This window comes from Bacillus sp. (in: firmicutes), assembly GCF_031983925.1.
Taxonomy (GTDB): Bacteria; Bacillota; Bacilli; order Bacillales; family Bacillaceae_G; genus Bacillus_A; species Bacillus_A pacificus.
The window spans coordinates 16,247-40,216 of sequence record NZ_DALYZR010000019.1; the positions used below are offsets into that span (position 1 = coordinate 16,247).

General features: G+C 32.8%; 35 protein-coding genes and 1 pseudogene. 15 read left to right on the plus strand and 21 right to left on the minus strand.

What is annotated here, in order from left to right:
- Nucleotides 1-90: 90 nt before the first annotated feature.
- The 6 genes and pseudogenes from RTP99_RS26355 to RTP99_RS26380 all read right to left on the minus strand — a co-directional run bounded on the left by RTP99_RS26355 (nt 91) and on the right by RTP99_RS26380 (nt 3,616).
- Nucleotides 91-486, minus strand: coding sequence for a hypothetical protein (locus RTP99_RS26355; RefSeq protein ID WP_000847587.1), 396 nt, complete (start codon nt 484-486; stop codon nt 91-93).
- Nucleotides 487-563: 77 nt separating this feature from the next.
- The gene (locus RTP99_RS26360) at nt 564-806 is read right to left on the minus strand and encodes a GlsB/YeaQ/YmgE family stress response membrane protein (protein WP_000638307.1); all 243 of its coding nucleotides are present in this window, start codon (nt 804-806) and stop codon (nt 564-566) included.
- Nucleotides 807-978: 172 nt separating this feature from the next.
- A complete protein-coding gene (locus RTP99_RS26365; RefSeq protein ID WP_001223676.1) occupies nt 979-1,944 on the minus strand; it encodes a nucleoside hydrolase in 966 nt (321 codons plus the stop codon).
- A gap of 77 nt (nt 1,945-2,021) precedes the next feature.
- Nucleotides 2,022-2,210 carry a DUF3970 family protein gene (locus tag RTP99_RS26370; RefSeq protein ID WP_000621879.1) on the minus strand — a complete coding sequence of 63 codons (189 nt, stop codon included), beginning with the start codon at nt 2,208-2,210 and terminating at the stop codon, nt 2,022-2,024.
- A 69-nt stretch (nt 2,211-2,279) separates the two neighbouring features.
- A complete protein-coding gene (locus RTP99_RS26375) occupies nt 2,280-3,065 on the minus strand; it encodes a class I SAM-dependent methyltransferase (RefSeq protein WP_046647397.1) in 786 nt (261 codons plus the stop codon).
- A 189-nt stretch (nt 3,066-3,254) separates the two neighbouring features.
- Nucleotides 3,255-3,616 (minus strand): annotated as a pseudogene (locus RTP99_RS26380) (hypothetical protein).
- A 478-nt stretch (nt 3,617-4,094) separates the two neighbouring features.
- Between RTP99_RS26380 and RTP99_RS26385 the strand changes: the two are divergent.
- The 8 genes from RTP99_RS26385 to coaW all read left to right on the plus strand — a co-directional run bounded on the left by RTP99_RS26385 (nt 4,095) and on the right by coaW (nt 10,017).
- Nucleotides 4,095-4,247 (plus strand): YqbF domain-containing protein, encoded by a 153-nt coding sequence (locus tag RTP99_RS26385; RefSeq protein WP_071680000.1) that lies wholly within the window; start codon nt 4,095-4,097, stop codon nt 4,245-4,247.
- Between the two features lie 168 nt (nt 4,248-4,415).
- On the plus strand, nt 4,416-4,850 hold the full coding sequence (exsC, locus tag RTP99_RS26390) for an exosporium protein ExsC (RefSeq protein WP_016717751.1): 435 nt from the start codon (nt 4,416-4,418) through the stop codon (nt 4,848-4,850).
- 213 nt (nt 4,851-5,063) lie between these two features.
- Nucleotides 5,064-6,266 (plus strand): MFS transporter, encoded by a 1,203-nt coding sequence (locus RTP99_RS26395; protein WP_000269241.1) that lies wholly within the window; start codon nt 5,064-5,066, stop codon nt 6,264-6,266.
- Nucleotides 6,267-6,418: 152 nt separating this feature from the next.
- Nucleotides 6,419-6,721 (plus strand): hypothetical protein, encoded by a 303-nt coding sequence (locus RTP99_RS26400; RefSeq protein WP_046647399.1) that lies wholly within the window; start codon nt 6,419-6,421, stop codon nt 6,719-6,721.
- Between the two features lie 213 nt (nt 6,722-6,934).
- Nucleotides 6,935-7,297, plus strand: coding sequence for a hypothetical protein (locus RTP99_RS26405; RefSeq protein ID WP_000756368.1), 363 nt, complete (start codon nt 6,935-6,937; stop codon nt 7,295-7,297).
- Nucleotides 7,298-7,462: 165 nt separating this feature from the next.
- Nucleotides 7,463-8,662 (plus strand): LL-diaminopimelate aminotransferase, encoded by a 1,200-nt coding sequence (locus tag RTP99_RS26410; RefSeq protein ID WP_000222683.1) that lies wholly within the window; start codon nt 7,463-7,465, stop codon nt 8,660-8,662.
- 57 nt (nt 8,663-8,719) lie between these two features.
- Nucleotides 8,720-9,118, plus strand: a complete 399-nt coding sequence (locus RTP99_RS26415; RefSeq protein ID WP_000547666.1) for a 3-hydroxyacyl-ACP dehydratase FabZ family protein — start codon at nt 8,720-8,722, stop codon at nt 9,116-9,118.
- 68 nt (nt 9,119-9,186) lie between these two features.
- The gene (gene coaW / locus RTP99_RS26420) at nt 9,187-10,017 is read left to right on the plus strand and encodes a type II pantothenate kinase (protein WP_000446256.1); all 831 of its coding nucleotides are present in this window, start codon (nt 9,187-9,189) and stop codon (nt 10,015-10,017) included.
- A gap of 6 nt (nt 10,018-10,023) precedes the next feature.
- Here coaW and RTP99_RS26425 read toward each other — a convergent pair whose 3' ends face one another.
- The 7 genes from RTP99_RS26425 to RTP99_RS26455 form a co-directional block, all read right to left on the minus strand.
- Nucleotides 10,024-10,533: a 2'-5' RNA ligase family protein gene (locus RTP99_RS26425; protein WP_001259222.1), complete on the minus strand. Its 510-nt coding sequence runs from the start codon at nt 10,531-10,533 to the stop codon at nt 10,024-10,026.
- A gap of 69 nt (nt 10,534-10,602) precedes the next feature.
- Nucleotides 10,603-11,082: a CcdC family protein gene (locus RTP99_RS26430; protein WP_000502989.1), complete on the minus strand. Its 480-nt coding sequence runs from the start codon at nt 11,080-11,082 to the stop codon at nt 10,603-10,605.
- Between the two features lie 36 nt (nt 11,083-11,118).
- The gene (locus RTP99_RS26435) at nt 11,119-11,790 is read right to left on the minus strand and encodes a DUF4052 family protein (protein WP_000153892.1); all 672 of its coding nucleotides are present in this window, start codon (nt 11,788-11,790) and stop codon (nt 11,119-11,121) included.
- A complete protein-coding gene (locus RTP99_RS26440) occupies nt 11,787-12,659 on the minus strand; it encodes an ATP-binding cassette domain-containing protein (protein ID WP_000612472.1) in 873 nt (290 codons plus the stop codon). Before RTP99_RS26440 ends, RTP99_RS26435 begins: the two co-directional genes overlap by 4 nt.
- A complete protein-coding gene (locus tag RTP99_RS26445; protein ID WP_000805194.1) occupies nt 12,656-13,036 on the minus strand; it encodes a GntR family transcriptional regulator in 381 nt (126 codons plus the stop codon). Before RTP99_RS26445 ends, RTP99_RS26440 begins: the two co-directional genes overlap by 4 nt.
- A gap of 129 nt (nt 13,037-13,165) precedes the next feature.
- Complete coding sequence (locus RTP99_RS26450; protein ID WP_000424648.1) at nt 13,166-13,654, minus strand: DinB family protein; 489 nt, start codon at nt 13,652-13,654, stop codon at nt 13,166-13,168.
- A 23-nt stretch (nt 13,655-13,677) separates the two neighbouring features.
- A complete protein-coding gene (locus RTP99_RS26455; protein ID WP_000876555.1) occupies nt 13,678-14,262 on the minus strand; it encodes a DUF4825 domain-containing protein in 585 nt (194 codons plus the stop codon).
- Nucleotides 14,263-14,702: 440 nt separating this feature from the next.
- On the opposite strand from RTP99_RS26455, the gene RTP99_RS26460 reads away from it, so the two are divergent.
- From RTP99_RS26460 to RTP99_RS26485, 6 genes are read left to right on the plus strand one after another with little or no spacing between them, the layout of a single operon-like run.
- Entirely contained in the window at nt 14,703-14,843 is a 141-nt protein-coding gene (locus RTP99_RS26460; RefSeq protein WP_000156180.1) for a YrzI family small protein, read from the plus strand.
- A gap of 27 nt (nt 14,844-14,870) precedes the next feature.
- The gene (locus tag RTP99_RS26465; RefSeq protein ID WP_000142732.1) at nt 14,871-15,014 is read left to right on the plus strand and encodes a YrzI family small protein; all 144 of its coding nucleotides are present in this window, start codon (nt 14,871-14,873) and stop codon (nt 15,012-15,014) included.
- A 28-nt stretch (nt 15,015-15,042) separates the two neighbouring features.
- Nucleotides 15,043-15,186 (plus strand): YrzI family small protein, encoded by a 144-nt coding sequence (locus RTP99_RS26470; protein ID WP_000668957.1) that lies wholly within the window; start codon nt 15,043-15,045, stop codon nt 15,184-15,186.
- Nucleotides 15,187-15,211: 25 nt separating this feature from the next.
- Nucleotides 15,212-15,355 (plus strand): YrzI family small protein, encoded by a 144-nt coding sequence (locus RTP99_RS26475; protein WP_000668966.1) that lies wholly within the window; start codon nt 15,212-15,214, stop codon nt 15,353-15,355.
- A 25-nt stretch (nt 15,356-15,380) separates the two neighbouring features.
- The gene (locus RTP99_RS26480; RefSeq protein ID WP_000669812.1) at nt 15,381-15,521 is read left to right on the plus strand and encodes a YrzI family small protein; all 141 of its coding nucleotides are present in this window, start codon (nt 15,381-15,383) and stop codon (nt 15,519-15,521) included.
- A gap of 25 nt (nt 15,522-15,546) precedes the next feature.
- Entirely contained in the window at nt 15,547-15,687 is a 141-nt protein-coding gene (locus RTP99_RS26485) for a YrzI family small protein (RefSeq protein ID WP_000668490.1), read from the plus strand.
- Nucleotides 15,688-15,930: 243 nt separating this feature from the next.
- Here the strand turns inward: RTP99_RS26485 and RTP99_RS26490 are convergent, their stop codons facing one another.
- Nucleotides 15,931-17,016 (minus strand): AI-2E family transporter, encoded by a 1,086-nt coding sequence (locus RTP99_RS26490; RefSeq protein WP_000837888.1) that lies wholly within the window; start codon nt 17,014-17,016, stop codon nt 15,931-15,933.
- Nucleotides 17,017-17,165: 149 nt separating this feature from the next.
- Between RTP99_RS26490 and RTP99_RS26495 the strand changes: the two genes are divergently transcribed.
- Nucleotides 17,166-17,987 (plus strand): HNH endonuclease, encoded by an 822-nt coding sequence (locus RTP99_RS26495; protein WP_000189685.1) that lies wholly within the window; start codon nt 17,166-17,168, stop codon nt 17,985-17,987.
- 228 nt (nt 17,988-18,215) lie between these two features.
- Here RTP99_RS26495 and RTP99_RS26500 read toward each other — a convergent pair whose 3' ends face one another.
- The 7 genes from RTP99_RS26500 to RTP99_RS26530 all read right to left on the minus strand — a co-directional run bounded on the left by RTP99_RS26500 (nt 18,216) and on the right by RTP99_RS26530 (nt 23,925).
- Nucleotides 18,216-18,308 carry a putative holin-like toxin gene (locus tag RTP99_RS26500; protein WP_001289320.1) on the minus strand — a complete coding sequence of 31 codons (93 nt, stop codon included), beginning with the start codon at nt 18,306-18,308 and terminating at the stop codon, nt 18,216-18,218.
- A 267-nt stretch (nt 18,309-18,575) separates the two neighbouring features.
- A complete protein-coding gene (ssuD, locus tag RTP99_RS26505) occupies nt 18,576-19,688 on the minus strand; it encodes an FMNH2-dependent alkanesulfonate monooxygenase (RefSeq protein ID WP_000422276.1) in 1,113 nt (370 codons plus the stop codon).
- 76 nt (nt 19,689-19,764) lie between these two features.
- Nucleotides 19,765-20,619, minus strand: a complete 855-nt coding sequence (locus tag RTP99_RS26510; RefSeq protein WP_000432151.1) for an ABC transporter permease — start codon at nt 20,617-20,619, stop codon at nt 19,765-19,767.
- A gap of 16 nt (nt 20,620-20,635) precedes the next feature.
- Nucleotides 20,636-21,622 (minus strand): aliphatic sulfonate ABC transporter substrate-binding protein, encoded by a 987-nt coding sequence (locus RTP99_RS26515; RefSeq protein ID WP_000277001.1) that lies wholly within the window; start codon nt 21,620-21,622, stop codon nt 20,636-20,638.
- A gap of 15 nt (nt 21,623-21,637) precedes the next feature.
- Nucleotides 21,638-22,393, minus strand: coding sequence for an ABC transporter ATP-binding protein (locus RTP99_RS26520; protein ID WP_000218592.1), 756 nt, complete (start codon nt 22,391-22,393; stop codon nt 21,638-21,640).
- A 216-nt stretch (nt 22,394-22,609) separates the two neighbouring features.
- A complete protein-coding gene (locus RTP99_RS26525) occupies nt 22,610-23,338 on the minus strand; it encodes a hypothetical protein (RefSeq protein WP_000699957.1) in 729 nt (242 codons plus the stop codon).
- Nucleotides 23,335-23,925: a TetR/AcrR family transcriptional regulator gene (locus RTP99_RS26530; RefSeq protein ID WP_000822615.1), complete on the minus strand. Its 591-nt coding sequence runs from the start codon at nt 23,923-23,925 to the stop codon at nt 23,335-23,337. The genes RTP99_RS26525 and RTP99_RS26530 overlap by 4 nt, the downstream gene beginning before the upstream one ends.
- Between the last annotated feature and the right edge of the window lie 45 nt (nt 23,926-23,970).

A 23,970-nucleotide genomic window follows, 5' to 3' on the forward strand; every position in this document is an offset into this window, starting at 1 on the left:
TCCTTATATATCCCTTCTCGCCATTTACACTGCAATCCTTCCTTAAATAGAAAAAAGCTGCCCCAAAAGGACAGCTTTACATATGTATTTTTACACTTCGATTGACTTTCCATCTTCAACAATATGATAAAGTAAGTGAGCTAAATGATGAATTGGACCATACTCTTCCTCTTCTTCATCTGTTTCACCTTGGAATTCAAGATCGTTTAAGTATAATGCTAAAAATTGATAGTATAGTTTTAAATCAAATCCGTAGCACGCAGTTGGTTCTTCATGATCTCCTTCATATTGTAGCATTAAGTATTGATCATTTCCTTCTGCATCTTCTGCGTCAAAGAATACGAAGAATCCAACGTTTGTATCTAAATCAAATAGATGACGAGTACCTTTTTCTGTTGCTTTGTTGAAGTCCTCTTCACTTAATTTATGTACTGTTGTCGCTTTTGCATTATCTTCTTGATGGAAATTTACTGTAAATGTTTTCAATGCTGACACCTCCTGATTGTATAATACTAGCATAACATATAAAAAGGACTGCTTACAAATGTAAACAGTCCTTACATTCATTTTCGCATTGCTCGCAATAAGAAGCTTACGATGAAGATTAAAATAATCGCACCGATTAAAGCTGGAATAATTGCATATCCGCCGATTACTGGGCCGAAACTACCAAGTAATTTCCCACCAATCCAAGAACCAATAATACCAGCAATAATATTACCAATTACACCACCAGGTACATCCCTGCCAGTAATTAAACTAGCTAACCATCCTAATATACCACCAACGATTAAAGACCAAATCATATGATAACCTCCTTTATATTTCACCAATCAAAATATAATTAGAAACAATTGCTTACCATTAGTTATGCTACATTTTTCATAAGTTATTCATACAGCTCAACTATTAGATTATTTCAAAATAATGAACAACTAGTTTTTGGATTAGTGGTGGAAACCCTTCATATTTCTCATATTATGGGCAATCAGGCTTCAATATTGTACGCATAAACTCTTCTTTGAATGCAGGATAGTTAAAACCAACCGCAATTCTTTGTATTGGCCGATCATCAAACCTTGTTGGCTCAGCTATTTTTCTAAAGTCAGCCACACTTTGTCCTCTTGTTACATCATTTGTCGTACTAATCCAAACTGCAGATTTTTTATATTCAAAAATATCATCATTTATAAATGAAATGAACGGAAGCAAATCGTGAATCGGACTTCCAGCAATACCAGGGTATTCTTTTTTATAAAAATTCTCATAATAAAAATCAATCATTGGTTTAATAAGCTTTGCCTGTCCTGTTCCTTCTTTATTAATAATATCCACCATTTCAGGCGTAATTAGGGCCTGTTGCGTTACATTTAATGGATAAATAGTCGCATTCTTTGCGTACTTCATTACAATATTTGCAGCAATTGGATCTCCATAAAAATTTGCTTCCGATACAGGAGTAACGTTACCAGGAAATAAAAACGCACCGCCCATAATATAATACGAACATATTTTATCCATTACATTTGGATATAATAAAAATAATGTTGCCAATGTTGTTAATCGTCCTGTCGCTACGATAATAATATCTTCTGGACAAGGCTCAATTAATTTAATTAATTCACAAAAATTTTCCCGTTTACAAATCCTCATTTCAGGTGGAATAATGGGGCCTAGGCCGTGCTCTCCATGAATTTCAGGAAAAAACAAAGGTTCTTCAGCTGTCATCGGTCTTGCTGCACCCTCAATGATCTTTACTTCTGTAGCATAGTATCTTTCTAAAAAATACACATTTTCCGTTACGATTTCTCGCGATACATTTCCATATTCAGCAACAATACCTATAATATCTAATTTACATGTTTTATTTGCATAAATTAACGCCACAGCATCGTCAATACCAAAGTCTCCAAAAAAGATGATTTTCTTATTAACTATCCTCACCCCTCTTCAGCATAATCTACTATTATTATTATGTAAAAAAGACAAGGCTGTGAAACAGTGCAAACTAAAAAAGCCGCCTATTTATTGGCGACTTCGATCTTTTTATAAGATAAATATGCTAATACATTCTTACTTGAATCGTATTTTGGATTATTTCCTTTTCTCGGTTCTCTCATATGTGTTTTTTCAAATCCAGGAATATCTGGCATTTTCTCCATAAATTCAAGCATTTCTTCTTCAGTTCCTTCAATACGTACGCGAATCATTATTACTTTTCCTCAATTCTCATTTTCTCTGTACTAAGTATAACGTACTTTGAAAAGACTGCAAGGAATTTATCTTTTTAATGTCCCGCTTTTTTTACATATAAACAATGCCATTTCAGTATAAAACGATATAATTTTATTATTTTCATATTGAATGTTAAAGAATTCTTGTATTTCAAGTGATGTTTTCATCATACATTCTGTTAACTTCGCTCGTTTTTGCAAAGGTACATCCATCATATCGCACCACCAGTCAAATTCAAATTTCTTGTCAAAAGTAAGACATGACAGCATTTGCAAACTATTTTTTTCTAACAAGGTAATCCATTCTGTTTTTTTCAACGCTCGTTCATGACTCGGATCCCGCTTTTTTTCTATAAAATTATAAAATGTATCGTATTCATTATTTTCCGGTGAAACATTATCTATTAAAATAAACAATCCATTATCTTCTAACGTCCGATTTACTTCATAAACAAACTGATCTGGATTCGTAAAATGATGTGCTGCAATTCGGCATGTTATCACATCAAATGAACGATCCGAAAACGGCAAACTTTCAGCATTTCCAGCGACAAAAGATACATTTTCATGTCCATTACTTATAATAAAGTTTTTCGCATTCTCTAACATTTTTTCTGTTAAATCTAAGGCAACTACTTCTTGAAACAATGGAGCTAATACATTTGCAACATGTCCTCCGCCAGTAGCAATATCAAGAAGACGATTATTATGACGAGACTCAACTTGTTGAACTACATATTGTAAATCCGGTCCTTTAGCATGAATTTTACTTTTTACATACTTCTCTGCATTATTACCAAACTGTTGTTTCACAAGCTCTTCTTTACTCATTTTATCATCTTCTTTCTATTGTTATTGACATATAGAATTCATATAATAATTAAAGTTCTCTTTATGTATTTTCAAATCCTCTTTTCAGCTCACTTCTTATCATACTGTCCTACATCATATCTATTTTCCGTTTCAATATTAAACAAAAAAGGTTACGGAAACTAGTCCCCTAACCTCACTAAATATCAATTACATTTTTACTTTTTCATCTATATAATATAATCCTCATTCAACTTCATAATAATGTCTATTTCGTTATAAGTAGCCTCACGAGCATGTAAACCAAATTGATCCATGCCAATCCATATCCATCCAGGTGTATGATATAGAACATCTATGTTAAAATAATCTAATTTAGCAAGCTCCGATTTAATAAATTTATCTTTATTAGCAATTTGTTTATTTATTAAACCATATTCTTTTCCATTTTCCAATAGCGATATAATCCCCCCTACAATCGGATGTTCACGAACAATAAAGTGATATTCCTTTTCCTCCACATTCGCCACAATCAAACGAGAATCAGATAAATCAGTTCCTAAATTTGACATCTTTATTTATTCACCTCCTTTATGCGTTCCACAAACATAATAACAAATGAATATTCAAATAATGTTAATATAATGTAAAAACTAAAAAGGCTGACTTCTCTTTAGAAATCAACCTTTTTAGTTTGATCATCTGTATACTTTTACAAACTATTATAATGTTTCTTTTTCCTCATCATTTCCGGAAACTAAATTCCCAATAGCATCTACTGTTACTTCCACCACAAATTCACAAATACCTGCTACCACTTCTCCAATCACTTCATCCATCTTTTTACCCCCTTATTTTATGTAACTTATTTGTAGTATAGAAGAGATTGGTTATTTTTAACTATCGGAAAACGTGACAACAACATTACAATTTTGTAAGCTTTTTTATTTTGTTTAGCTTCAATCCTTTGAAACTTCAAGTATGATTCACATACTTATAGGTCATCATAATATTAAGTAAATACTAATTTCGCTAGAGGAGGCGTGTAAAATTTACTACGTAAAATTAATTAAAGGTCAATCCTTCTATGCTTTTGATCATCGTTTCTTAATGTCTGAAGAAGAAGAGGTATCCGAGAAAGTTTATAATTACTTACGTCGTAATGAATTTTTCGAAGTACGTAAAGAAGAATATTCGGCCTAATGACAAAAAAGCATCAGGATCTTATCACAATAAGGTGATAAGATCCTGATGCTTTTTTGTAAGTTACCCTTTTCATCAATTATTGTCGACTCTATTAAAATATTCCATTATTTGTCCAAGCCATTCGATTGCTACTTTCATATTTTAGTATATGAGGAGGTGACGAATATGACTCATATCATTGATTACCAAGCTACTCAACCTATAAGTAAAACGGGTGAAACCACTTTTGCAATCCCAGCTTCTCCAAATAAAGCAATTCTAGCAAATTTGAAAGTAAGAATTTCAAGTAGAGATTCACGTAATAATCGAGTAGAATTAATCGCTACAATTGGTGTAGAAGGTATATCTGGGACTTCACAAGTTTTATTCCGAATTTTCCGTGATAACTTCGAAATTTTCAATGCACAAGCAGGTATTGAATCTACAGATTCTGAGCAATTCTACACTCAAACATTTCAAGCTATAGATCAAAATGTTAGCAGTGGCACACACGAATATTCATTAACTGTAGAAAACCTTACTAGTGGTGCAAGTGCAGAAGTTGTTGGTCCTCTATCTTTTAGCGCTTTAGCTATTGGACAAGAGCGTAAATGCTGCTAAGTGAATCTAATGTTTAATTTTGCAATTGAGAAAAGCGAGACATAGTTATATGTTCTTGCTTTTTTATTTTTTGATAAATCAAAAAGATTGAAATCCGCTGATGAAACACGTAATATAGACTCTGACTCTAAAAAGTTCGTTACTAATAATACATAAAATAAGGAGGTTTTATATACGAGTTTTTCATTTTAAAAGACGGAGAGGTTTTATATTATGTGGCGTAATAAAAATGTTTGGATTGTTTTAATCGGGGAGTTTATTGCTGGTCTAGGGTTATGGCTTGGTATTCTTGGTAACCTTGAGTTTATGCAAAAATATGTCCCTTCTGATTTCATGAAATCAGTTATATTATTTATCGGACTATTAGCTGGTGTTCTAGTTGGTCCTATGGCAGGTCGCATAATTGATCAATATGAAAAGAAAAAAGTTCTTCTTTACGCCGGGTTTGGTCGTGTTATAAGTGTTATTTTTATGTTTTTCGCTATCCAATTTGAAAGTATTGCCTTTATGATTGCATTTATGGTTGCTCTTCAAATTTCAGCAGCATTTTATTTCCCTGCATTACAATCTGTAATCCCGCTCATCGTACGTGAGCATGAGTTATTACAAATGAACGGTGTACATATGAATGTAGGTACAATCGCTCGTATTGCAGGTACTTCACTAGGTGGAATTCTTTTAGTTGTAATGAGTTTACAGTATATGTATGCCTTCTCAATGGCAGCGTACGCTTTATTATTCCTCTCAACTTTCTTCCTACAATTCGAAGATAAGAAATCAACAACACCAAGTAAACAAGCGGCAAAAGATAATAGCTTTATGGAAGTATTTCGTATTTTAAAAGGAATTCCGATTGCTTTCACAGCACTTATATTAAGTATTATCCCGCTATTATTTATAGCTGGATTTAATTTAATGGTAATTAATATTAGCGAAATGCAACATGATCCAACGATTAAAGGATTTATATATACAATTGAAGGTATCGCATTTATGTTGGGTGCCTTCGTTATTAAACGTTTATCGGACCATTTCAAACCTGAAAAGTTACTATATTTCTTCGCAGCTTGTACCGCTTTTGCACATCTATCATTGTTCTTTAGCGATATAAAATGGATGTCTCTTACATCATTTGGTTTATTTGGTTTTAGTGTCGGTTGCTTCTTCCCTATTATGTCGACAATTTTCCAAACGAAAGTGGAAAAAAGCTATCACGGCCGTCTATTCTCATTCCGTAATATGTTTGAGAGAGTTATGTTCCAAATTGTCTTACTTGGCACAGGCTTCTTCTTAGATACGATTGGATTGCAATATATGGTTCTAATCTTCGGAGTTATTTCATTATTAATTATTTTCATATCGCTATCTAAACAGAAACAGTATGAAAAACAACCTTCGCAATCTGCGAATTTATAACATAAACAAAAAGCATGGATTTATTAGTATTAGATTAATTCATGCTTTTTGTTATATATAATTTTATTTAATACACTTATTGAAATTATTTAAAGGAGTACCTATTTTACTTTCGAATATAATATATAAATAAAGTATATAGGAGGCGCAAAATGTCTGATGGCATCCAGTTATTTATTATCCTTTTTGTTGTATTCGTTATGTTTAGCATCATAAACTTTTTAGCAATTTCCCTATCTCAACATAGCTTTAAAAGAAGGGTTTTGGCAGGCTTCATATTTTTACTACTAATGCCTATTATTTTTTTGACAATTACGGCACTCACTTCTATATTGGATAACGCTGGTTTGGGAGCAATTAACCTAACCTCTTCTATTGTAAATGTATACATTTTAAACGGCATTGTCATTCTTCTTTCCGCTTCATTTATCCTCAAAAAACAAAATATAAGATAGCACATTAGGTATGAATCTGGATTACATTTGATTCATGCCTTTTTATTTTAAAAACTCTACCTTCCCCAATTTAATGGACAGTAAGACCCCCACTGATTAAAGTTTCACTTTATATGAAATTAAATAATTCTTTATAAAAATTTAAACTTTATTTATTACAATATTCGTATCGCATTCGCACGTTTATCGAAAATGAAAAGAAAGGAGTACAAAATGAAAAAGGTTCTATTCATTATTCCGTTATTCATTATACTACTCAGTGGATGTAGCAATAATGACATATACGGTACTTGGGAAGTCATTGATAACAAAAACGGTCTTTGTCCTGTATCGTATAAATTTGAAACAGTTGTAAAAGAAGAAAAGAAAGAAAAAATCATTCAATATTTAGTAGAGATGCAAACAACGAAGAAAAAAGATGATTTATACAAAGGTTCATTTGTTAAGGATTCTAATGTATATCACATTGATTATGGTAACTCATTTACATCAGATCAAACTTTAAAAGTTGTCGATGGCAAATTAAACGTATACTTTTATGCAGTGGAAAAATTATGTACATATAAAAAGAAATGATTACTCTTCATTTAAAACGCAGAAAATGTTTTCTGCGTTATTTTTATCCTCCCTCTAAATTTGTCAATCGTTTTAATTTTCATAAAAAAATGATAAAATGTACTCATGTGTTTTCAGAATAATTAAAAACGCAGAAAGAAAACACTGTTTTTAGGAGGGGTTTTGATGACTTACACGTTAGCAACTAGAATGAAAGCATTCCAATCTTCTATATTTAGTGAATTAGGGGCCTATAAAAAAGAAAAGATTGCAGCAGGCCACAAAATGATTGATTTAAGTATCGGGAATCCTGATATGCCACCTGCTGATTTCGTAAGAGAAGAAATGGTACATACAGCAAATCAAAAAGAAAGCTATGGATACACATTAAGTGGTATTCAAGAATTTCACGAAGCTGTAACTGAATATTACAACAACACTCATAATGTTATATTAAATGCCGATAAAGAAGTTTTATTATTAATGGGGTCACAGGACGGACTCGTTCATTTACCTATGGTTTATGCGAATCCGGGAGATATTATATTAGTTCCTGATCCAGGATATACAGCTTATGAAACAGGAATTCAAATGGCTGGAGCAACATCTTACTACATGCCTTTAAAGAAAAATAATGGTTTCTTACCTAACTTAGAGCTAATTCCTGAAGAAATTGCAGATAAAGCGAAGATGATGATTTTAAACTTCCCAGGGAATCCGGTTCCAGCAATGGCTCATGCAGATTTCTTTAAAGAGGTAATTGTATTCGCGAAAAAGCATAATATTATTGTTGTCCATGATTTTGCTTATGCTGAATTTTATTTTGATGGTAATAAACCAATTAGCTTCCTCTCTGTACCTGGCGCTAAAGAAGTTGGCGTAGAAATCAACTCTTTGTCAAAAAGTTATAGTTTAGCAGGTAGTCGTATTGGATATATGATTGGAAATGAAGAAATTGTTCGTGCGCTTACCCAGTTTAAATCCAATACAGATTACGGAGTGTTTTTACCAATTCAAAAAGCGGCATGTGCTGCACTAAAAAATGGCGCTGCTTTTTGCGAGAAAAACCGCGGTATTTATCAAGAACGTAGAGATACTTTAATCGATGGGTTCAAAACATTTGGCTGGAATGTCGATAAACCAGCTGGTAGTATGTTCGTTTGGGCTGAAATTCCGAACGGCTGGACTTCTATAGATTTCGCATACGCATTAATGGATCGTGCGAATGTCGTTGTTACGCCAGGTCATGCATTTGGACCTCACGGAGAAGGCTTTGTACGTATTGCACTCGTTCAAGATAAAGAAGTGTTACAACAAGTTATTGAAAACATTAGGAATAGCGGTATTTTTTCTCTTGAAAAAATTAATGAATTAGTTAAAAATTAATGAATAACTCCCCTGCTTAACTGTAGCAGGGGTATTATTTATTGGAGGTACTTTCATATGCATATTAAGGACACTCTTCCTCATCGTTATCCATTTTTAATGATTGATAAAGTAACAAATGTAAAACAACGCGAATCCGTTACAGGATATAAACTCATTACAAATAATGAGTGGTTTATAAATGATAGTCAAAAACATATGCCTCATATGTTAATTGTAGAAGCACTTGCTCAGCTTAGTGCATTTGTACATACGAGTGACTCTGAAGGACTAGGCTTTCTCTCCTCTTTAGATGGAGTTGTATTCCACGGAAAAGCATATCCTGGTGATAAACTTGATTTACATTATGAGCTAACTCGCAATCGCCGAGGTTTTATTCTAGGTAAAGGGACCGCAACTGTTAATAATCAGCCGATTGTAACGATAGAAAAGCTATTAATATATCAAGCTGATTAGAGTGTTCCTTACATTAGTTGAGAGTATGATTTAACACGAAAGCATATTACGTAGTTAGGAGCAGGTAAATGGAAAGTACGATCGGTATCGATGCTGGAGGAACATTAACGAAAATTGCTTATTTGAACGAAAAAATGCAATTAGCTTTTGAAAAGTTTTATTCAAATGAACAAAATAAAATAATAGATTGGCTTAAGCAAAACACTGGTAAAAAACAAATATGTATTACAGGTGGTAAAGCAAAACAATTACAGCAACTACTTTCAAACTCATATAAAATAGTAGAACTAAATGAATTTGAAGCTACTCTTATAGGCGTCCGATACATTTTAAAAGAAGAGAAGTATGATATAAACAACTTTATTTTAACAAATATCGGCACAGGTACTTCTATTCATTACGTTTATAATGACCAATATATTCGAGCTGGCGGAACTGGTGTTGGCGGTGGTACTATTATGGGACTTTCAAAATTGTTAACAAATCTAGAGCATTTTGAAGATGTGATCCCTTTAACAAAAGTAGGTTCTAGAAAAGAATTAGATATTACAGTTGGTGATATTTATGGCGGTATTCTCTCCCCTATTGATAATAGTTTAACTGCAAGCAATTTTGGTAAAGCCGCTACTATAGAATCAAATTATAATAGCTCAGATATACTTGCTACTGTACAAGGACTCGTCGGTGAAGTCGTTACTGCATTAAGCCTTCAATTTGCCGAAACAAAAAACATTGACCATATTATTTATATTGGTTCGACTCTATGTAATAACATACATCTTCAAAATATTATTAGTAGCTACACAAAATATCAAAATAAAATACCTATTTTTTTACAAGATGGTGGTAATAGCGGTGCGATTGGTGCTTTACTTCATGTTGCGAATAAAAAAAGCTGACTTTTGTCAGCTTTTTTGCAACGGTACTTCAAATTCAATAATTGATTCCCCGTTCTCTCCAATTCGCTCTACACTAATTCTATCAATTACACATTGTAACTTTTGAGGGAAACTATGAATTTCCTTAGCTACTTCAGCTGCTAACTCCGCACTTTCTTTTCTCCCGACTGTTACATGCGGTATGTATGGAATATCTTCTTTTAAAAATTGGATTAAAGGTCCTGTATACAGCAAGTCATGTAGTTCTTCTATTTGTTCTTTCCCTCCCTCAACTTCTAAAAACAAATAGTTTCCTACACTAGTGATACGATTTGCAAACTCAATTTCAATTTTGCCTACCCCTTTTGATAAATTCAAAATATGAGATTTTAATTCATCATTTGAAATATTACTCTTAAATGGAAATACGATTGTTATATGCGGTGGAATTAATCTAAATAAAGGATCATGTTTTTGTCTAATGTCCTCTATTTTATCGATGGACATGTTATTTAGAAAGACTAAAATAGTACGCATTTTTATCCCTCTACTTTCCTCTCATTTTAATATGTATCGTATTCTATGATAGCCTTGAACATCAACAAATTATTTAGCATGATTACTAGTCCCACGCAAAACTTTCCTAAACTTTATATAACAAGCAATTCTCCAAGGAATAATATACGATACTGCAACGACGTAAAATAATAAACCTATCGTTTGTTGATCTAAATTAGCAATATATTTCCTTGAACCATACCTTAAAACGATAAGTGCAATAAAAGTAATTAAAAAGGCAACACTTTTTTTCGTATAAATATTCCCATCATCTCTTCGTTCATAATTTGTTAATACTATAAGCGGCACAGCGAAAAGTACCCCAATGAATACCGCTATAACTACTTGTAATATAGCTGGATGTACGGGGCCAAAAAACCATATAATCCCTGGTGTTAAAAATAATAATGGCCATAACATACGTTTTCCTGATCCCTTTATTGGCTTATGCATGGAGCGATAACGACGCCAGAATATTAATAGTGCAATCCCTAAAAAGACTGTAATGAGTGAAGATGTGTCTCCCATTTACTATCCTTCTCTCTATAGTAATCTAATAATATTTCAAATCGTTTTTTCGAATGATACTTTACGAATAAATATACTACTAGTTATGATATAAAGAACAGTTAATCCAATTGAAATAACAATAAAATACGGTATATCTACTAAAGATCCATCACTCGTAAATAATAAACCGGTTACCCCTGCTTCTCCATAAAGTACACTATTTGTTGATAAGAAAAGGGTCCCACCAATCATAAGACCGATCCACTGAAATCGTTGTTTAAAAACTACTACCACTTGAAAGAAACATGCTGTTGTAACATAAAATAAAAAGTGCAAAATAAATTGTTGTACCGATTGCTCTCCAAAACTAACATTTACTAAATTATATTTTATATCTTGTAAAAGCATAACTTGAAGAAATGAAAATAATGCAGATTGCAATACGATATAACAAATTGCCCCGATAAAATATTGTATTCTCGTTACACCGAATGAAACTGCTAAACGAAATAGCTCATCTTGTATGATGAAAACACTCCCTACTATAAATAACATAATTGCTATTGAAGGGTTATTTATAATTTCGGGTAAATAACCAATGTTCGCTCCATTTAAATGAGCAGCATTTAAAACCTCTTTTATTAATAAGGCTACAATCCAAAATATTAAAATTGCTTTATAATGAAAATTAATATGTAACTTTAACTGCTTCATTAATATCGTCATTTCACTTCACCACCAGTTATGTGAATAAATAATTTTTGTAATGTTATTCCATCAACTACTAATCCTAATTTTTCAATAGAGTCATAATCTTCATTAGACAATTCTTCCCATATAACAGCAATACCCTTATTTCCATAAACTTCTCGATTTAATACTTTTTTATCGATCAAGAACTCGTCCACTTTATCCTTTTGCCCTGAAATAATCTGAACTTGTTGTAATAAATCTTCCACCAATGATTGAACAACTAATCTTCCTTCTTTTATGATGATCACATCTTCAATCACATGGGTTACTTCTTCTACTAGATGTGTTGATAATATAATTGTTCGTGGATACTCACCGTAATCTTCTAGGAGTAGACTATAAAATAATTCACGATGTGCTGCGTCTAAACCTGTAGTTGGTTCATCAAAAATAGTAATTGGTGCCCTACTTGCTAATCCTTGAATAATTCCAACAACTGTTTGCATACCGTGTGATAGCTTATGATATTTCACTTTCATATTAAGCTGAAATTTATTAGCGAGTTCTTCAGCATACTTTCCATCCCAGTTTTTATAAAACATGCTACACATCTTAAAAATATCTTTTACTTTATAACTGAAATGTGCTTCTTCTTTCACTCTAACAAAACAAATATTTTGCATTGCTTTACTATTTTCAAAAACATTTTCACCAAATATTGATATGCTACCACTACTTGAAGTAATTTGGCCTGCAAGTAAATTTAATAGTGTCGTTTTTCCTGCACCGTTTCTACCGAGCAAACCATATATTTTATGCTCTTCCAATGAAATCGTTACTTCATTTACTGCTACTTTCTTTTTATATTTTTTCGTTATATCTTTCGTTTCAAGTGGAATCATCCCTCTTTCCCCTCCTTCGTAATTTTTTGAATCATATCCATCAATTCATCTTTTGATATTTCTAATACTTTTGCTTCTTCCCACACTTTCGGTAAATATTCGGTCATAAAAGTATTTTGTCTTTTTTTAAGTACGACTTCTTTTGCTCCTTTTGCAACAAACATTCCGATCCCTCTCTTTTTGTATAGAATCCCTTCGTCAACTAATACATTTACCCCTTTAGCTGCAGTAGCTGGATTTATTTGTAACATCTTCGCAAATTGATTTGTTGATGGAACTTGTTCTTCTTCAAGCAATATATCTTTTAAAATATCAGATTCAATCGTTTCTGCAATTTGTAAGTATATTAATTTATTTTGCTCCAGAGTAGGTTTCACAATTTCACCACCTTAGTTCGGTTCATAGGTTCATTACTTATGTAATTAACCATACCACATAAACATATTCATTTCCATAAATTTCTTTTACAAAAAAAGAGAGTCATTCGTTTAAGAATGACTCTCTTTCTAAAATTTTGAAGTTTCAACTCTTGTTCTTAAATTCTTTTCATTTATACCATTTTGACAAAAGTTAAATTGTTGTCCTTTTATTAACTTTGTACGATCTACTATTTGCCCTAAATGATAACTTGTGTGCTCCACTAAATGTAATAAACTATGAAGTTCAATATGTCTTTTTTCTTCCCATGCTTGTATATATGCTTTTCCCCATTCATCAAATACCTTTTCAACGTACTGTAGCAAAACTTCAGTATGTTGTCGTTTTGTTGGAAAATACTCCTCGATTCCCTTTTCAAAAACTATATTTGGATTTTTATAACGACTAGTATTTCTCTGCATATGTTCACAAATATGTAGTACGATTCCACCAATTGAATTAACAGACTCCCCTTGTTTCCATAAATTCTCTTCACTAACAAACTGAACTGCCTGTACTAACTTAGGTAAATAATGAGCCTGTATTCTATGATAAGTAATTTTGTATACTAACTCCATCTTTTTCCCTCCAATTATTTCGACTACTTTACTGGATGTTTAACAAATAAAGATTTTCGGAAATCTTTATCATTCACAAGCCTATTCATTTTTTCGTTATTATCATTAAGGAACTTTACTACTTTCTTTTTATCCCATATATTATCTTCTTTTGGAAAATCATTAAAATTTTCATACAATATTGGTAGTATTTCTTCTCTTTTTATCGTAAACTTTTTATTTTCTACTTGGAAATCAAAAGCTTTTGCATTTGGTACTAAAATCGCTAGATAAATAGCATTAAAGAGAAAATTCTTCTTTATTGTATCCTTACCATCAAACCAATACGTCTCAACCATGTCTTCTGTAAGGGGGCCATTCCCTTTTGCACCATAGTTCACCTTTATACTTTCATTCTCTAAACTTACACTTTGAAATGTTTCACCACCAGGTAAATGATTAACAATTGCAACTACATCTGAGTTATTCCCAACGTATGTCCCTGCATATTTATTAAAATCACCAGGTTCAACATCGGATATTTCTTTTATTCTTTCTCCTCTAGAACAAGCAGTAATACATAAAAAAATTGTTAGCATAACAACTACATTACGATGCATATATTTCATTTAGCATCCCCCATTTTTATCGATATTTCGTTAATTACAATACACCTTCTCAAAACCCTTTAAAATATACGCATTTTAATCAAAATTAAAAATTTTCATTTTTTATGTTTACAATTATCCATTAATTGTATATACTTACTAACGTAAGAAAAATATTCTAAAAGGAGGTCGAAGGAAATGATGAAATTACAATTACATGCTTTAACTTTAGCGTTAACTGCACCTGTGTTTTCTGGACAATTCAATATGAATTCGACCACCCTAATGGAGAATTGAAAATCGTACATTATTTCGATTAATTCATAAATTCGCCACAGGAGGTCGTATACTTTCCTGTGGCTTTTTCACGCCTGGCCATAGGAGAACTATATCTTCCTGTGGCTTTTTTATGCGATTTTTTAGTCTCTTACATTATTTTTTAAAGAAAGGAGCAACATTCGATGACTATTAGCGTATTGTTTTTAAGTATTACGATTCAAAGAAATAAAATTTCTAAAGATAAAATGTTTCATAATGAGCAAATAGAAAAAGCTATGAATGATGTTAAGGAGCGCCAAGCACTTTATTGTGATCACATGTAATTCCTTTTCGAAAGGAGGAATTCATTTATGACTTTTCATATTTTCTTTTTTACGACTGTACTTCAGAAAAACACTTTAACTGAAGCTGAGATCCATCGTAAACAACAAATAAAACAACTGACTGATAAAATGACTGACATTAAAAGTTCATATTATACGCATATGTATTAAAAATATATTTTTAAGGAGAACTACCTTCATGAAATTTAAAGCATTCTTTTTAACGATCACCATTCAAAAACGTAAACTTTCTCACAACGAAATTTTACGTGAGCAACACATTCAATCCATTATGGACGAAGTAAAAGAGCGTCAAGCTTCTTATTACAGCCGTCTTTTCTAATAAACTTATAAAGGGGTTTTATCTAATGAAATTTAAAGCATTCTTTTTAACGATCACCATTCAAAAACGTAAACTTTCACAGAAAGAGATTTTGCGTGAGCAACACATTCAAACTATTATGGACGAAGTAAAAGAACGTCAAGCTTCTTATTACAGCCGTCTTTTCTAATAAACTTATAAAGGGGTTTTATCTAATGAAATTTAAAGTATTCTTTTTAACGATCACAATTCAAAAAACTAAGTTCTCGGACAGTGAGATATTGCATGACCATCAAATTAATAAAGCTATGGAAGATGTAAAAGAACGTCAAAGTCACTACTGTAGCCATCTATAATTCCTTTCGAAAGGAGGAATGTATCATGAAGTTTCATCTTTTCTTCTTAACAATTACAATCCAAAAAGAAATCTTTTCTGAAGATGAATTAAAACAAGAGCAACAATACAAAAAGATTATGGACGAAATTCGAAATCGTAGAAGCAAATACTACACTCACCTATAATCCTTTAAAAATATAAAACTTGAAAGGAGTCGATTATGATGTTGATAGCACGTTGTAAGAAAATGATTTGGATAGTTCAGAGGGATTCCACATAGTTTTATTGGAGCTATATTATACAACTTGAACGTTATACTTGATATGTAATAAATATACAATAAAATTGCATTTGTACACTTTTCAACATTGGGTTAATAAACAAAAAGATACACCACTTAAAAAGCGGTGTATCTTTCTAAACATATACTATTTTCGATTACTTCGTTTCGTCTTAAACAATCTCACTAAGTTCGATACAACTGTTTTCGTTACTGCATACACTGGCACCGCCAAGATCATTCCGATAATTCCCGCAAAGTTACCTACCCCTAAAATTAAAATAATAATTGTTAACGGATGGATATTTAATTTTGAACTCATAATACGCGGTGAAATGATGTTACTTTCAAATTGTTGTACAATTGTTACGATAATAATTACGTACAACGCTTGCATCGGAGATACGAACAAACCTACAATAACAGCTGGTGCTGCACCGATAAATGGACCTAAGTTAGGAATTATATTTGTAAATGCAGCTATAATTCCTAAAACAAAAGCGTACGGTAAATCGATAATTAAATAACCGATAAAAGTAAAAGCACCTACAAATATACAAACGAGCGCTTGCCCTTGAATATATGCAGATAATGTTTCGTTCGTTTCCTTAATGATACGAAGCCCTTCTTCACGGTATGACTCTGGTAATAAACTTACCGCTTTTCCTGGAAACGCATGTCCATCTTTAAACATATAAAATAAAATGAACGGTACTGTAAAAATAACTAATGCGACGTTCGTTATGATACCAAATAAAGCCGTTGCACTCGACGTAATTGTGTTTGGTATATCCTTTAAGTATTCAATTGCATTTTTTTCAATTGTTTCAATGGAAACATAGTTTTGCGTAGATAACCATTCAAACAATCTATGATGGGATAAATCTTGTATGTATAGTTTTCCCTCTTTTATATAGCCTGGCATATTTTTCACTAAATCCATTAGCTGTTGTGAGATCGTTGGAACAACTACCCCAACGCCAACCGCAGTTAATGTTATGATAAAAAGATATAACAGTAAAATCGCTAAATTTCTAGGTACTTTTTTCTCCTCTAAAAAGACTAATACCGGATTAAATATGAAGTATAAAAATAACGCGATTAAGATTGGGAAAAACAGCGTTGATATGAAGATACCAATCGGTTGAAATAGAAACGATATTTTTGTGCAAATAAATATGATCGCTACAACCATTAGCACTTCTAATGTCCAAAAGTGCACTTTCGATTTCAAAAAAACGTCCTCCTTTAAACTAGCACTTCTCTTCATTGTACCAAAATAAGTAACAATTTCACATAATATTTTCCTTTACAATATTCCAAAATACCAATAAATACACTACAATGAGATTACATACAAATTTGCAGGTAAAGGTGATAAAAATGACACAATGCATCATTTGCAGAAAAGATACGAAAGAACTTAGTGAACAATATGTCATCCCAGAAATATTATGTGGATATTATTTCACAAACTCAATTTGTGATACTTGTCATGAACAAATGACAACAAATATTGATCGCCCTTTAATTCGGCATAAATTAAGTCAGTTTAAGATTGAGCACATGAAAAAACAGATTGACTCCCCACTCTATACGAATGAGCATGGTGAGGAACTTGCAGCGGCTGAGACGGATGTTGTTGAAGTAAGTGACGAAATACTTTATTCCAATGCATTAATTATGAAACTATGTAAAAAGCACGATATTTCACTACATAATGAAATTTGGAAAGAAGAACGTGTAACGAAAGTAGCTAGCTCTATTCAACGTGAATTACTTTTAGATAACCGTAAGTATAAAATGAGTGTATTAAAAATGGCTTATACTTTCGCTGTACAAGCAGTCGATGGCTATTTTGAAGATCCAGATGCGATTGATATTTCTAGCATCCTATCAAATGCCGACTTCATGGAATTAAAAGAAAAGAGCATTGTTCGCGATTTAAGCAAAAGTTCTTTATGGAATACATTAAATACAAATAGCGAAAACCACTACTTTATTTTATTAAGTGATAAAGATGGCCTGTTCTGTTTCATTCGTCTATTTGATATTTTTGATGTTGTCGTTCATTTATCAGAAAAGAGATATGAACTTCCTTCACCAATTGTCGGCGTTAATGATGTAAATAAGCAAGAATTTTACGTTCAAACTTTAAAACAGTATATGGACGGGCTCTTTAAAGAAAAGTCACCTTCTATTTAATTAGAAACAGAACATACGGTCTCCTTTCTTGATGAAAAGACACTGTGTTATAATAAGTATGAAAAGAACAATACAATCACATAAACCAATTATAAATTGTATATAAATAAAAAAGACTAGTGTGCGGCTACACACTAGTCCACGTAACTTAGCAGATTGGATTGTTCATTTATCCTATTTGTTTCTTACAAACAAAACAACCCACATTCTATTGGCATAGGTGGGTTGTTATTTTTTGAGCTTGTCTATTAAAACGACGACGAATGTTAACAATGCAACGAGAAACAGTCCACCTTGCAGTAACAACGCTATTTCACTCACTTATTATCACCCCCCTCCTAGTTGGAGAAGTGATAATTGAACAACCAACCGTACCTTAAGTTACTATTTAATTTTATCATATTTTCTAATAGTTTACGATGAAAACTCGCAAGTCATTTACTTGCGAGTTTTTTACCCCGTATTAACAGGCAGTAAACAAAATGAAGCAAAACATAGGTGAAACTGCCTCTAAATACCCAATTGGTGAAGGCTAATAATCCTTTGGGACAATTCACCCAAAGGATGAAAGCTTCACTTTATTTCTCACTATTTTTTTAATGCATATGCATCAGCTATCATTTCACCAACAATTTTATTTTCTTGCTTCTTATCTTCCTTCAATAAAGGAAATAACAGTTCTGCCACTTCATATGCCTCTTCTAAATGTGGATATCCTGATAAAACAAATGTATCAATTCCTAACGCTTCATATTCTTTTATTCTATTTGCTACTGTATGCGGATCTCCAACAAGCGCAGTACCTGCACCACCTCTTACAAGCCCGATGCCAGCCCATAAATTAGGACTTATCTCTAACGACTCTCGTGTACCTTCATTTAAATGGGTCATTCGTTTTTGACCAACTGAATCATATCTTGCAAATGTCTTTTGAGCAAGCTCAATTGTCTCATTATCTACATATTGAATTAAACGTTCTGCCTCTTCCCACGCTTCTTCTTCTGTTTCTCTTACAATTACGTGTAACCTGATGCCAAATCGTACTGAACGCCCCTTCTCTTCTGCTAGTTTTCTTACTTCCTCTATTTTCTCCTTCACTTGCTCTGGCGGCTCTCCCCACGTTAAATATACATCACTATGTTCTGCTGCAACTTCCTTTCCAGCAGTGGATGATCCTCCAAAATATATAGGAGGGTATGGCGTTTGAACTAGTGGGAACACAACTTTACTATCTGTAACTTTAATATGTTTTCCTTCTAGTGAAATGGTCTCACCTTGCAAAGTCGATTTCCAAACTTTTAAGAATTCATCAGCTGCTTCATACCTTTCATCATGTTCAAGATATAATCCATCTCCTTGTAATTCAACTGGATCCCCTCCAGCTACTACATTAATAAGTAACCTCCCGTCTGAAATTCTATCAAATGTAGAAGCCATCCTCGCTGCAACTGTCGGTGACATTAGTCCTGGTCTAACTGCTACTAAAAACTTTAATTTCTCTGTCTCAGCTGCAAGTGCCGATGCAAGTACCCATGGATCTTCACAACCTTGACCAGTTGGAAGTAACACACCTGTATATCCTAAATAATCGGCTGCCTGTGCAACTTGTTTATAATAACCATACTCAGCTGCTCTTCCTCGTTTTGTCGTTCCTAAATATCGACCATCTCCATACGCCGGAATAAACCATAATAATTCCATACCTTTACACACCCCTTATTTATGTTGAAACATACACTAAAATACTCTATATAAATTACCCCTAATAATTTATATGTTAATTTCCTATCTCTCCTTTAAAATTATCTCTCCATCTTAAAAACTTCACTTCTAGTAAACGAACAAGTGAATCAGAAAACTTCCCAACGAATGCAAAGATAATAATACCGACAAATACAATATCTGTATTTGAAAATTGCCTTGCATCCATTATCATATAGCCAATACCTTCTGTAGATCCCATAAGTTCTGCTACTACTAAACTCACCCATGCAACTCCTAATGATAATCTTGCTCCTAGTAAAAGGTTAGGTAATGCGGCAGGTAAAATTAATTTTGTAATTAATTTTCTTTTACTAAACTCTAACACTCTCGCAACATCAAATAACTTTGAATCTACACCTCGTATTCCTAGAAACGCGTTTACGTATAAAGGAAAAAATGCACCATCTGCAATTAATAACACTTTCGATGTTTCACCAAAACCGAACCATAATACGAAAAGCGGTGCAACAGCTAAGTGAGGCACAGTTCTTAACATTTGTACTGAAGGATCTAAATATTGCTCGCTTCTCGTTGAAAACCCAACAATCGTTCCTAATATAATTCCTAGACTCCCACCAATAAAGAAACCAGCCGCAGCCCTGAATACACTGATACTTAGATGACCGTATAACTCTCCTGTTTTTATAAGTTCTTGGAAAGCTAGAAATATATGTAATGGCGTTGGTAATACTGTTTTAGAGACTAAATCGAATACGCCAGCTAACTGCCAAATAATTAATACGACAATTGGTATCGTAATCGCTCTTACTAACACTTTTACATTTGTCTTTCGCACTTTTTTTACATTGACATTACTTTTGCCAATCGTTAAACTCGCCCTTTTCACAGCAGTCTTCGTATTTTCCAATTTACAAAACCTCTTTTCATTTCGCCTTTATTGCTTTTTCTACGAAAGAATTATCTACAACTTTATCTGTTTTGATTTCTTTCTTTATAGAACCGAGCTTATATTGAAAATCTGCTGTCTGTTGCTGTTCTGCAACTATTTCTTTCGTTACCGGAACTAAGATGGGTTTGTCGTGATTAAACACTTCTTTTACAATATCTGCATCTATTTTCTTTGCAGAAGTGTATATTTTTATTGCTTCATCCAAGTTTTCATCTTGCCATACACGTGCTTTTTCATATACTTTAAGGAATTTCTCCACTAATTCTGGATGCTCTTTCGCAAATTTTGTTCTCGCAATTAAAAACTCTGGGGAAGATACGTTTAATTGTTCACCATCTGTAATCACCTTCGCTCCTTTATTTACCGTATGTAACGATATGAAAGGATCCCAAATCGCCCATGCATCTACTGATCCTGATTCAAATGCTGGCTGCGCTTCATCTGGTTGTAACTGAATGACATTTACATCTTTTGCATTGATACCTTCTTTATCAAGCGCTCGATACAATAAATTAAATGCGCTACTTCCTTTTGCTACTGCGATTTTTTTACCCTTTAAATCTTTTACACTCGTAATCTTGCTATCTTTTTGTACAAGAATGCCTGTTCCTTTTCTCGCATAACTCGTATTAGCAATTTCAGTAAATTCAATACCTGCTGCTTGCGCGGAAATAACTGGAGAGTTGCCAACTTCACCAAAGTCTAATCGATTTGATGCGATTGCCTCAAAATAAGGAGGTCCGCTTTGGAACTCTGTCCATTTCACCTTAACTCCTTCTTTTTTAAACTCCTCTTCAAACCATCCCTTTTTCTGTGCCAATAAAAGTGGGCTTAATCCTTGCTGAATACCAATTTGTACTGTTACATCTTCCTTCTTACTACTTGCTGTGCTTTTTTCACATCCGAATAAAAAGAAAGAAATAGCTAATGCAAAAGAAAGAATTTTGATTTTTTTATACATATACTCACCCTTTCCCTATATACTTGTTTGAATTAGTCCCCCGCGTTCAAACTGCTGTAATACTTTCTTTCGAATTTCTTGGAATGACTCCGAAGTTTTACTACGCGGATAAGGTAAATTATTTTCAATCACTTTATGTATTTTTCCAGGCTTTGCACTCATGATGACAATTCTGTTTGAAAGATATATTGCTTCGTCTATATCATGTGTAACGAATATCATTGTCGTCTTTTTTTGTTCCCAAATGTTGAGCAGTACTTCTTGCAAATGACTTCGGGTAAATGCATCCAATGCTCCAAATGGCTCATCAAGTAACAATACATTTGGATCTCTTAGCAACGCTCTTGCAATCGCAACACGTTGTGACATCCCGCCTGATATTTCTTTCGGATATGATTTTTCAAAACCGTCTAACCGAACAATTTCAACCCATTCCTTTACCTTATCCTTCACATACTTATCTTTTAATGATAAATCCGCCGCAATATTTTCTTCCACTGTAAGCCACGGAAACAATCGATGCTCTTGAAATATAAATCCTTGCTTCTTACTCGGTTTTGTTATACGCTCCCCGTCAATAATGATTTCTCCTTCAAACTCGCCGTCTAAGCCTGCAATAATTTTTAATAGTGTACTTTTTCCGCAACCACTCGGACCAATTACTGTAACAAAATCCCCTTTCTCTAATTGAAAATTAATATTCTCTAATACTTGAACAGTACGAGTTTGTTTCGAAAAATATTTTGATACTCCATCAATTGAAACAGTCACTTCTTCGCCTCCTTGAAATGATTCATCTAAATGAACAGATTCAGTATTTATGCAATAAAAAAACCAAAGGCATTTTATCAATAGATAAAATGCCTTTGGTTTCTCCAATCAGCAATACGTAATAGAATTAAGTACATATTATACAAATATTTCCGATAAGTCAACTAGGTTTTGTTTAAAAATACATATGGTTCGTTTGAACATCCTTATTGTTATTTATTTTTTATGGTTCTTAATCCACTGTAACCAATAAGAAAACTCACATGCCAAATGCATTTGGTGCGATTTAATAAGGCTATTAGGACAAAGTGCTGGAAACTCTACAACTAGACTTACTTCTATACCAGTATCTGTATCTTTGAATTGATGTCGAACTCCACCAATAGTAGTACCGTCTTTCATACGTGCAACACCTGTTGATTGGTATTGATAAGACTTATCTCTAGGTGTCTTCAATCCCGTTTCGTCACCAAAAACAATAAAAAATTGAACTGGAAATGGAGAATTACCAGTAGTTTCGATAACTTCTAATTCATTTTCCCCAAACGGTCTTAGTACATAGTGATCAGGACAAGCTGACAAGTTCACCTGATTATTTTCACGTGATTGTTCAAGCATAAAACTGTCAATCCCATTTATCGCTTCTTCTGCTGTAATCCCATCTAAATAAATACTTGTTTTTGAAAATTTCCGTCTATTACCAGATAAAACTGTAGCGATACGCATACCCATTTCACTTAATTTAAGTTTAGACTTCAACTTATCATACATTTCATCGTATGAATAATTTAATTTTAGTTCCGTTAGTTTTTTTATCATAACGTCTGTATCATTTAATTCTTGCTCTTTATGTCCTAATGTATTTAAAACTTTTTTAATACGTTCTCTTTTCCATTTTGTAAGTTGTTCATTCGAAATATTGTTTCCATCGATCATAATCTTCATATACATTCTCCTTCTCTTTGATCATATCGTAGTGTATTTAATACTAAATTAACCATTTCTTGCTTCGTATCTAAATTCAAATTCACCTCTGAATGAGCAACACTGCTAAGACCGTATAAAATAAAACCTGAAGCTAGTAATGAGTTATCAGTATTAAAAATCCCCGTTTTCATCCCTTCTTCAATCACTTGTCGAATTAATGGCTGAATTCGCGTGAATAATTTCTGTTCCAGTTGAAAATGTTGTTCTGTCTGAAAAGAACTCACATTTTTATAAGGCGCTAATTTTTCAATAAATGTCCAAAATATATTTAGAGAATCTTCCATCTTTTGCATGACAGACCGTTCATTTGAAATTAGTACTTCTTCGATTAACTTCATATTTTTCACAATAAAATCATTTAACACTTCATCAACAAAGTTATCTTTAGACTTGAAGTAATAATAAAATAAGCCTGTTGCTACACCTGCATGATTCACAACATCTTTTATGCCAAATCCTTTCATACCATTTTTCATATATAGTTCAAAGCCAATATCCATTAACTCTTGTCGTCTTATATCTGGTTCTTTTGATATTCTTTTCATAGGCCATCTCCTACTAAGTTTGTCCTCGACTGAATCTGATTCAAT